Annotated in this window: 7 protein-coding genes and 1 pseudogene; 1 reads left to right on the top strand and 7 read right to left on the bottom strand. The window is 43.7% G+C overall.

Features of this window, described 5'->3' with window-relative positions:
• From B9J87_RS06495 to B9J87_RS06470, 6 genes and pseudogenes are all read right to left on the bottom strand, one after another.
• A pseudogene (locus B9J87_RS06495) lies at positions 1-705 on the bottom strand (EAL domain-containing protein); the annotation flags it as partial.
• A 158-nt stretch (positions 706-863) separates the two neighbouring features.
• Positions 864-1,502 carry a CDP-alcohol phosphatidyltransferase family protein gene (locus tag B9J87_RS06490; RefSeq protein WP_013857469.1) on the bottom strand — a complete coding sequence of 213 codons (639 nt, stop codon included), beginning with the start codon at positions 1,500-1,502 and terminating at the stop codon, positions 864-866.
• Complete coding sequence (locus B9J87_RS06485; protein WP_094149835.1) at positions 1,495-2,142, bottom strand: ATP-binding cassette domain-containing protein; 648 nt, start codon at positions 2,140-2,142, stop codon at positions 1,495-1,497. Before B9J87_RS06485 ends, B9J87_RS06490 begins: the two co-directional genes overlap by 8 nt.
• Positions 2,108-3,829: an ABC transporter permease gene (locus B9J87_RS06480; RefSeq protein WP_094149825.1), complete on the bottom strand. Its 1,722-nt coding sequence runs from the start codon at positions 3,827-3,829 to the stop codon at positions 2,108-2,110. Before B9J87_RS06480 ends, B9J87_RS06485 begins: the two co-directional genes overlap by 35 nt.
• A 20-nt stretch (positions 3,830-3,849) precedes the next feature.
• Entirely contained in the window at positions 3,850-4,989 is a 1,140-nt protein-coding gene (locus B9J87_RS06475; protein ID WP_094149824.1) for an ABC transporter substrate-binding protein, read from the bottom strand.
• Positions 4,990-5,192: 203 nt separating this feature from the next.
• Positions 5,193-5,636 (bottom strand): META domain-containing protein, encoded by a 444-nt coding sequence (locus B9J87_RS06470; RefSeq protein WP_026028018.1) that lies wholly within the window; start codon positions 5,634-5,636, stop codon positions 5,193-5,195.
• A 165-nt stretch (positions 5,637-5,801) separates the two neighbouring features.
• Between B9J87_RS06470 and B9J87_RS06465 the strand changes: the two genes are divergently transcribed.
• Positions 5,802-6,053: a DUF1289 domain-containing protein gene (locus B9J87_RS06465; RefSeq protein WP_013857474.1), complete on the top strand. Its 252-nt coding sequence runs from the start codon at positions 5,802-5,804 to the stop codon at positions 6,051-6,053.
• A 4-nt stretch (positions 6,054-6,057) separates the two neighbouring features.
• Here the strand turns inward: B9J87_RS06465 and B9J87_RS06460 are convergent, their stop codons facing one another.
• The gene (locus tag B9J87_RS06460) at positions 6,058-6,267 is read right to left on the bottom strand and encodes a hypothetical protein (protein WP_174223830.1); all 210 of its coding nucleotides are present in this window, start codon (positions 6,265-6,267) and stop codon (positions 6,058-6,060) included.
• Positions 6,268-6,420 lie beyond the last annotated feature (153 nt).

The raw sequence follows: 6,420 nt of genomic DNA, 5'->3' as shown, positions 1-6,420 counted from the left end.
GGTATAACCCCAATATATTAATTGGTAGTAAAGATATTGGTTGAATTCTTTACCAACAGAGAGTGTTTCTTGAATATCAAACTCTTTTATGGTGTAACTAATGGTTGTGATGTGGTCTTGGTAAGCAATCTCTTTATTGCCTCGACTCATTCTCAATCCATTTAAACTAGGCGATAAATAATGAAAATTTAATAAAAAGCAATTTATACAATCACCTTTTAATATCTCTTCTTGCCAGCTACTGTCTAATATCCAAAAAATTCGATTACCTTCTTTTTGATAATAAATAAGTAGCTCTTTTTCTGTATTAAAAAGTGCGGGAGTGGTGGACATGTAAAACCCTGAAGAGAGGTCATAGGCTTTCAACTCATCCGAAAGTTGTAATGGGAAACCGACAGTCGAGCAGCTACGCCCGTCTTTGTTGACAACTGCGATCATTCTAATAAATCGGTTGTAGTACTTGGAATCACGAATTAATGACATATCGCTTGCTTGGCATTCATAATTTATCTGAGCGACTTGATCTAAAATCATATCATTTAAGCTCTGAGCTCTATTGGCCAAGTAAAGATTGACGGTATCGAGTTTGCTTTCCAGCACATAGCGTGTCAACGGATTGATTAATATCGGGATGGCTAACGAAAAAATAAGAGTCGGGATCAGAAAGAGTAAGATCGCTATTTTAACGGGTCTGGTCAAAGTCATAAATGCAACCTTAGGCATCGTTATGCCACTGCGTTAGTAAGTGCGCAGTTTAGCATGCCACTGGTTCAATTGATGAGAATTTCGAAGAGTTATACGATTACCCAATGTATTACATTATCTGGATTTGAAGCCGTAGTTCGAAGCCAAAAGTGATACCGTTAATCATGGTTGTATTCTTGACGTGAGTGAGTGTTAGAGAGTGTTTGAAATCCAGAATAAATGCGGGTAATGGTGGTGAACCAGCATGCGCCGCCGAATAGATAAGCTATTAAGGCAAAATGTTGAGGAAAAAGACAAAACAGGACGAAACAAGCAATCGTTTCCGTACCCTCAGTCAAGCCTGACATGTAATACAGTGATTTATGCTTGTAGATAGGGCTGTGGATGTTTCGCTTGCTGGCCATCACGGCGAAGGCAAGAAAGCTGCTTCCCGTACCGATAAAAGAAAAGATCAAAAAGGCGCCAGCTACCGCATTGTGCTCAGGTGAAGCCAGCACAAAACCAAACGGGATGAGCGAGTAAAACAGAAAATCTAAACTGATATCGAGAAATCCTCCCGCATCGCTGACCCCTTGAATTCTTGCCAACGCACCATCAAGGCCATCTGCTATTCGGTTTAGTATGATGAAAATTAATGCCAGCGTGTACTGCGAGAAAGCAAGTGCAGGAAGTGCACAGCAACCTAAAGCAAAACCCCAGAGTGTCGTTTGGTTCGCTGTAATGCCTAAGCGATGAAGCCCTTGAGCTGTTTTCTCTAGTGGCCAACGAATGATTTTGACACTAAATCGATCAAGCATGTGCGCTCTCCCATGAGCAGGTTAAAATGCGGCTGTTAGGCGGAACATCGTCTTTATCGTGCGTGACCATCAAGGTCGGAATGCCTTCGGCGACCAGTTGATTGAAGACCCAATCCCTAAATTGGATCCGCAGTGCTTTATCTAACTTACTAAATGGTTCATCCAATAGTGCCAGTTTAGGTTGAGTCAGTAGCATGCGAGCCAAGCTAATACGTGCTCGCTGCCCCCCAGATATCTGTTCTGGGTAAGCATTGGCAAGAGGTTCGAGAGAAATTTTCTGTAATGCTTTTTCTGCTTGAGACTGCCGTTCATGGCCTTTTACCGAGTTGGGCAAGGCAAAAGCCAAATTTTGCCAAACCGTCAGATGTGGGAAGAGCAGATCATCTTGAAATAAAATACCGACTTGCCGCTGATGTGCAGGCCGCAAAGTGATGTCGACACCGTCCAGTATGACTCTGCCTTGGAAGCTAAAATCCCTCCCCAAATGACCCGCAATTACATTAAGTAGCGTTGATTTTCCACAGCCGCTCGGCCCCATTAAGCTGACAATTTCACCAGGGGAGATGGTGATATTTAAATCCGATAAGAGAGCTTCACTATTTTGTTTATGGATGGCGAGGTTTTCGAGGCAGAACGTCATGAGTAATGGCTTCCTTACGGGCAGTTTTTTTAACGATAGGGTTCATGGTACGGCGATGAGTTTGTAGGCGGCTGATCACAATCGCCAAGGTGAAAAAAATTAAAGGAAGTAGGGCTTGCCAAATGGCATAGATAGCGGTGACTCTGCGGTCAAAGCCACTCGAGAGCGCAACGGCTTCGGTAGTAATAGTAGCGATCCTTCCTGCGCCGAGCATCAAAGTCGGCAAATATTGCGCTAAGCTCACACTCATTCCAACCGCTGCCGCGTAAACGATGGCTGGTAAGAGTTGCGGCGTTTTAATTTGCCAAAATACTTGCCACGGCGTTTTTCCTAAACTCAACGCTGCTTTAGTCAGGTTTTGATTGTAGCTTTGCCACGGGCCATCCAACGCAAGGTAGACAAAAGGAAAGGCGAAGAATACATGTGACCATGTAACCCAAAGCCAATACTGATCGCTGGCTAAAAAGAGTGTGGCGATCTGCATGCCAAATAACAGTGAAAGCTGAGGAATGAGCATTGGCAAGGCGATCAAATAACTGGGTAAATGGCGCTGATATTTGAGCTTATACTCATGAGCGAGTAGAGATAACACCAGCGCAATCACAGTGCTGAATAGTGCTAATTGTACGCTTTGATAAATGGTTGGTGCGATATTCAACCATTCGTTGTCCCAAAAACGGGTACTGAACTGGCTGGGCCATAAGTCTGGAAAGCGCCAACGTTGTGCAAAACTCCAAACCACCATTAAAGGCAACATCAGCAGAGATAAGGTAATGATGAATAAAAACAGTGATTTTCCTGGCAAGGAAAGCGCATAGCGCCCTGAGTATTGCCAGCGTTTGTAGTGTTGCGTGGAACACTTTTCGATGAAGAGAACGATCAATAACATGGCGCTGGCAAGTATAAACAACAGAACGGCGCCAGCGGCGGCGCGAGGAATTAAGGCTAAGTTAGGGTCACTAAACCACTGCCATACCAATACTGCAAACGTTGGTGGATTATTGGGGCCTAAAATGAGTGCCAAATCGACAACGGATACGCCGTAGGCAATCACGGCAAAGAGGGCAAACCGCAGTTTATTTAACCACTGTGGGAAGATCACTTTTAGCCATAGTTGGGGTTGAGAATAACCCAGCGAAGCCGCTGCTTGTTGCAGTTTATCAATGTTTAATTGCTGCAAAATGGGGATGCTCATCAGCAGTAAAAAAGGAACTTCTTTAAGTGCTAACGCTAAGGTTAATCCGACTGCGTAAGGGTTGCGTACTAAAAGTGAAGCGCCATCTCCCATGAATGAGGTTCCAAACAGATGATACAAAAGGCGATCCGTCATGCCGCTTGGTGAGAATAAAAAAGCAAAACCAATGGCAAAAGCGACGTGAGGCATAGCCAGTAACGGTGATAAAGCGTTCTCTACTTTTGACCAGTGACGGCTGTGCCACAATGATTGCAATATCACAAAGCAGATCGCCGCGGCGAGATAGGTACTGATTAACGCAGAACCTATGCTAAGTAGTAGAGATTGCCAGACTCCCGACCATTGTAAGATGGCGATGTAGCCATCTAGAGAAAAGTGGTGCAAGCCGACGGGAGGAATATAGCCCAATGAGGAGAGTATGACCCCAAGTAGGCCGGGAACAACTGGGGCAATACAGATGACAATAATCAGCAAATAGCTTGCTCTAAACATCGGGCTTTATCTCAGTCTCTTTAGTGGCCGTAGCGTTGTTGCCATTCGGCTTCAAGCGCCGTTTGCCAACTTGGATGTGGCTCAGCGATTGATTTAAACAGCTGAGTTTTCTTGGCGCTGCCACTTAAGAACTCATTTTGTAATACCGATGGATCTCCCCAAATGGAAAGATCTCCTTTACGAGATTGTGCTTCCGGACTGAGTAAGAAATTGATCGCAACCAATGCGCCTTCTTTGGCGCTCGCATTCCAAGGAATGGCGAGAAAATGAATGTTAGAAAGAGCCCCTGTTTCAAACGCGTAGGAGCGGGTAGAGGCCGCTAGCGTTCCATTTGCTTGAGCGGAAAAAACAGCATTGGGGTTAAAGTTGATGGAAAGATCAAGCTGACCATCATCAAGCAATTGCAGCATTTGAGCGGAACCGCTGGGAAACTGCTTGCCTTGACGCCAGGCCACAGGATGAAATTCATCAAGATAGCGCCAAAGAGGTGCTGTCACTATGGCAAAATTTTGTTCATCCACAGGCTTAGACAGGGCAACATCGTTCTCTGTTAGTTCAATCAATAAGGCTTTAAGGAAACTGGTGCCATGAAACTCAGGAGGACGAGGGTAACTAACACGATTCGGAAACGCCTTTGCGTAGCTCAACATTTCTGAAAATGAACGGGGTGGGTTATTGAGCTTTTCCTGATCGTAAATAAACACCAGTTGTCCTACACCCCAAGGCGCTTCAAGGCCAAGAGTCGGCTCTGAAAAATCTTGATCGATCGGCAGTGAGGAATCAACATATTGCCAGTTAGGTAAACGCTCCGTAAATGGACCATACAATAAACCATTATTTTTCATGGACTTAAAGTTTTCACCATTAATCCATACTAGATCAACACTGCCATTATTATTTTTAGCGGCCGCCTTTTCTGCAATAAGCCGTGTTGTTGTCTCGGCAATATCGGTCACTTTCACCTGTTTTAACTCGATACCGTAGCGATCTTGAAGCTCGTTGCCTGCCCAGCGGATGTACTCATTAATCTCTTGGCTTCCTCCCCACGCGTGAAAGTAAACGGTTTGTCCTTTAGCTGCATCTATGGTTTGTTGCCAAGTTTGCGCTGACGCGGAAATTGCGAAGGCACACGTGCAGAGTAAGGTGATGAGCTTTTTCATAATTATCCTTAAAGATCGCTTTATTCAGTGACTTAGTGAATAGACCGGAGATATTTCCATGTTCATTCATTATGAACGAAAAAAAACAAAAGATCTGAATTGGTGAGAAAAAGCAGAAGTCGCAGATAGGTGAATGATGTGTGAGGTGGTCTACGGAAATGGCAGCCTGATGGAGAAGACTGCCATGAGAAGAATGACTGAAATTAATTTACCCAATCACGTAAAGTAAAGGTGAGCGTGTGAACCTCATTTTTAAGCGTTAGGCTGTCTTTAGTCAGGTTGATCTCGCTCCAATCTGACAATGTTTGAGAAAACGCCTGCTCGGTATCCATGACATCACCGATACACATCATCATGGTCATGCCCATTTTTTCGATGCGGAATTGGTTGTCTTTTAGCTCGGCTTGCCCAAAAAAGTTATTGCAACCTGCGTTACCGCTAGCCATCATCTTTTCGCCGATTTCTAATCGCGGTGCTTTTTGTTTGTCATTATTGACCACGTCCTTGCCATCAATTTGCACTAGTTGCCAATTGTGATGCTGCAAATCTTGAGCGGTAATACTTTCTACATCACCATTACTTGCACAGGCACTCACCAATACCGGTAGCGAAATTGCGGCTAGCCATTTTTTTGAACTAAACTTCATCGTATTAGACCCTAGAATTTGGAAAACGCGCATAGTATATAAAATTGAGTACTGTTTTTGTCAGTATAAGGTGATTGTTTTATATGCGTCACAGTTTGCAATCAGGAAGTGACACACGTTACTCTTATGTGGCGGACATTAAATTGGAAAAATAATTGAGTAACCATGGAGCAACTCGAATTTTTTAAAGTGCTGAGCCCTTGTATCGGTGTATGTTCAGTTGATGACAAAGGTTATTGCCAAGGCTGTATGCGTAAAAGGGAAGAGCGTTTTAACTGGCTCTCAATGACTGCTGCGCAGCAACTGCATGTCATAAAATTATGCCAACAGCGCTATAAGCGGAAAAAACAGAAACAACAAGCGCAAAACAAAGCAGATTCCGAGCCAGAAACGAACCCGCAGCGCGATCTGTTTTAATCAATTACTTCATTCCCCAAAAATCACTGACCCAACCACCAGCATGTTCATCAAAATGATTACCGTGAAAACGTTTATTCACATCGGGTTGTTCCATGTTGGGTTTTTCTGTTAGAAGCTGTTGAATATAGTTCGCCATTGGATCCGTACATTGGTGCCGCGTTACAACATCTTTTATCAGTTGTAATCGATAAGTGGAACTTGCGCGTTTCATTTCTATAACCTCCATTGTTGTGGTAACCAATAGAAAAAATAGAAGCGATCCAGTACAGCGTCAATCAAAGATATGCTTAAAATTTGCTCAATTTTATGATTAAAAATTAACCGCCTGATTTGGCTCAATTAAAGCTCTTGAAGCCATAGAATC

The sequence above is a fragment of the Vibrio sp. V19_P1S1T109 genome (genome assembly GCF_002241375.1).
In the GTDB taxonomy this organism is placed as follows: domain Bacteria; phylum Pseudomonadota; class Gammaproteobacteria; order Enterobacterales; family Vibrionaceae; genus Vibrio; species Vibrio anguillarum.
The sequence above is the reverse complement of the archived record's forward strand: the minus strand, read 5'-3'. Positions and strand labels throughout refer to the sequence as shown.